The 3,783-nt window shown below is 32.7% G+C and carries 3 protein-coding genes; 1 reads left to right on the forward strand and 2 read right to left on the reverse strand.

From position 1 onward, the window contains the following. Positions 1 to 256 (reverse strand): (2Fe-2S) ferredoxin domain-containing protein (locus GOQ24_RS06910; protein ID WP_160339374.1); only part of this gene is annotated, 256 nt, incomplete at its 3' end. A 68-nt stretch (positions 257 to 324) separates the two neighbouring features. Between GOQ24_RS06910 and GOQ24_RS06915 the strand changes: the two genes are divergently transcribed. Continuing rightward, positions 325 to 1,434 carry a DUF3810 domain-containing protein gene (locus tag GOQ24_RS06915; RefSeq protein ID WP_155092439.1) on the forward strand — a complete coding sequence of 370 codons (1,110 nt, stop codon included), beginning with the start codon at positions 325 to 327 and terminating at the stop codon, positions 1,432 to 1,434. Between the two features lie 761 nt (positions 1,435 to 2,195). Here the strand turns inward: GOQ24_RS06915 and GOQ24_RS06920 are convergent. Beyond that, entirely contained in the window at positions 2,196 to 3,503 is a 1,308-nt protein-coding gene (locus tag GOQ24_RS06920; protein ID WP_155092437.1) for an NAD(P)/FAD-dependent oxidoreductase, read from the reverse strand. Positions 3,504 to 3,783: the final 280 nt, after the last annotated feature.

Consider the following 3,783-nt stretch of genomic DNA (forward strand, 5'->3'; position numbering starts at 1 on the left):
CAATATATTTTTCAAATATTTTCTTGGCCTTTTTCTTACAGACCTCTTTTTTGTACTTATCATGAGCCGATAGATACACAACAGGAGCTTTTTTACACATCCCCTGACACTTCATCTTACAGATAGAATATCCTCCTTCTAACCCTTTCTCCTCAATTAACTCTTTGAAACAACTTTTCGTTTCCTCATTATACCTACAACATTTTTTTCCTTCACAAATAAAGATTGTATTCTCTCCTTTCTTAACTTTACTCATCTAACTACAGATTTATAGAACAAATATATTTATTTTTATTTATTCTAAATTACAATATATCAAATAATATGAAAAAATTAAGTTTTTGGGTGCTCTTGTATATCATCAGTAAAATTGTGTTTTACTTTTTCACTCAAAATACAGCAGTTGTCGAGAAATACTATTCTGAAGGTTTTTACTTATCCTACAGCAAGCTGTTGAATAAAATGACATCTGCAATCCCCTTTTCTATCGGAGATCTACTTTATTTTGTTTTAGGCATCTACTTATTACTTAAAATCATTAAAACAATTAAAGCGAACACGAGTATAAGAAATAAAGCTTACTTATTTATTCTTTTGGCAACTAAGTGCTATGTGATTTTCTACCTCGCTTTCAATCTAATGTGGGGGTTAAATAATTACCGTATCCCCCTACAAAATCAACTCGATATTGCAATTACCTATACAGAAGAAGACCTTATCAAACTAAGCCATAAGATCATCAACACAGTAAATGCACAACAGTTGCAAATAACAAAAGACAGTACTGTTGCAGTAATTAACAACCAAGACATCAAAGAAATATATGAAAACTCTAAATACGGATTGGAAAAAGTAGCTATAGATACAAAGTTGTTTGATTTCTATGATACGAGTATCAATTCTTCACTATACAGCATTCCATTGACATACGCTGGTTTTGGTGGATATATAAATCCTTTCACTATTGAAGCTCAAGTAAACAACAAAATACCAAAGCTTACCATGATTGTAACCGCATCACACGAAATCTCACACCAAATGGGCTACGCAAGAGAATCTGATGCAAACTTTATTGGATTTCTCGCTACTTCCAAGCAAGACGAGCTAATCTACCAATATGCCGCAAATATCTTTGCTTTGAGATTTTGTTTAAGTGAACTACATAAAACAAACAGTGCATCTTTCGAATCAATAGTACAGAGAATATCCTCTGGTGTACTTGTCAATGTAAATGAGAATACGGTATTTTGGCAACAACACAAAAACTTTACAGACGAAATTTTCAAAAACTTCTATCATCTATTCTTAAAAGCAAATAATCAAAAAGAAGGGCTGCGTTCGTACAGTAAATTTCTTGCACTATTAATAAACTACGATAAAAAAACACCCCTTTATAAAACTGATAATTCAGAAGTAAAATCAACTTCCTTATAGACATCTATTCTTATGACTACAATGAAGCATCGCACTGAATCGACAATCTAAATGTAAGATAGTCCCTTATACTATACACAATGCAATATTACAAGTCTTATAGTCAACCAAAATCTTCAATCCGCTACAAGCAGTTGTATTTCAGATACTAACACCATAGATTATACCTAAAAATCGCATGGCAAAACAAGCACTTAATACCACTATATAGCTATTCGACGATATATAAACTTGTCTGCTACCGAAGGATATTTTCAATAAAACTTCATTCATCCCTGTTGACGATACAACTTTCGCATTAAATGTAAATCCACTGAACACAAAATAAAACAGTGGTTTGTTAGGTCTTTCTTGCACCTTTCTTGCAGTTTTACTGCCCGCAAGGGGTGTTTTAGCAAGGACACCCCCAGCAAACCGCAAGGATACCTCAAGAAAGTGCGACCAAAATAGTACTGATTCCTAATTGACTATGATCTAAAGAAGAAACACTTGATGTAGGACTAACTTTATCTTTGAGCTTTAGCAGTACTTGAAATAGACATTAAATTACAGCTTGTTACTTTGCTACTTCAATTGATACTATCAATTGACTACTTCGCATCTCTATCCATATCAAAACACTGTTATTCCATTGACATCAACTTTTAATAGCTATATCCGACTTCGCAAAACTGCTAATAAGAAAATAATTGAGTGTAGTAAGCAAGATTATGTGCACAAAAAAAGGATACCTATTGTTTAGATATCCTTATTTATATTATTTACTTAGCTAAATTATTGTCAAAACTCTCTGAATTTTTCTTCTTATAAGGTCTGACAATTAACCTCGCTTGTCTATCGAACATTAAATAGTTATACAACCAGTTCCAGAATACAACCAATTTATTTCTAAATCCAATCAATGACATCAAGTGAACAAACATCCACACGAACCAAGCAAAAAACCCGTTAAAGTGAAATTTAGGTAAATCTACAACAGCTTTATTTCTACCTATTGTAGCCATAGACCCTTTATCATTATACACAAATGGCTTTAGCGGTTTCTTCTCTTTCAAGCGCTCTAAGTTCTTTGCTAACAAATCACCCTGTTGTATAGCAGGTTGAGCCATCATCGGATGCCCCATTGGTGTTTTTTCTGTCATCATTGTAGCGACATCACCGATTGCAAATACATCCGTAAAACCTTCTACTTGATTAAACTCATTAACCTTGATACGATTACCTCTTTGGATAACTGTAGCATCAAATCCTTCTACAGGTGCTCCCATTACCCCAGCTGTCCAAATAACTGTTTCTGCTTGAAATTCTTTACCAGATTTAGTCTTGACAGTCTTTCCATCATAGCCGACAACTATCTCATTCAGCCAAACATTCACTCCTAACTTATCTAAAAATTTCTCAGCAGCTTTAGAAGATTTATCTGACATAGCATCCAAAACTTTTCCTGCCCCTTGAATAACGTTAATAGTCATTTTTCTAAAATCTAAATCAGGATAATCTTTAGGCAAGACGTGTTTCTTCATCTCTGCTAATGCACCAGCTAACTCTACACCTGTAGGTCCAGCCCCAACAATAACAAAATTCATTAATGCTTTTTGCTCATTAATATCGTTTGTCAATAAAGCAGATTCAAAATTCTCCAACACTAAACTGCGAATATTCAATGATTGAGGAATCGTTTTCATCGCCATACTATTGTTCTTGATCTCCTCATTTCCAAAGAAGTTAGTTTTAGAACCTGTAGCAATTACAACATAGTCATAAAATATTGTTCCTATATCCGCAATCACTTTCTTATTAACTGTATCAATGCGTTCTACTTCAGCTAATCGGAAATAAATTTCATCTAACTTCTGTACCACTTTTCGTATTGGATAAGCAATAGATCCTGACTCAAGACCTCCTGTTGCTACTTGATACAATAGCGGTTGAAAAGTATGATAATTGTGCTTGTCTAATAAGACTACTTGAAAATTCTTATTTTTCAATTTTTTAGCGAGCGAAAGTCCTCCAAAACCACCACCAATAATAACCACACGTGGTTGGCTTGAAGTAGGAATATTCATCATAATCAATCGATTTTTACAGTGCAAATTTACAATTAATTCTTGTCTTTTTTAGTTTATAAAGCTTTCAAACATATTACTCGTGCTATCATAAAATAACAACTAAGTAGTTTTTTAAGTCGTTTTTTAGCAATTTGACAAATCAAACAAGTGTAACTAAATAATTAATCTAAAAAAGCAAAAAACACCTTATTATTACTAATTATTTAAAAAAAATCAATCCTTTTTAAAACTAAAATAAGACTATCACAGCAATTATTTGACAGTCTTGATAGTATAAAAA

It is taken from the genome of Myroides sp. LoEW2-1, from assembly GCF_009767705.1.
GTDB lineage: Bacteria > Bacteroidota > Bacteroidia > Flavobacteriales > Flavobacteriaceae > Flavobacterium > Flavobacterium album_A.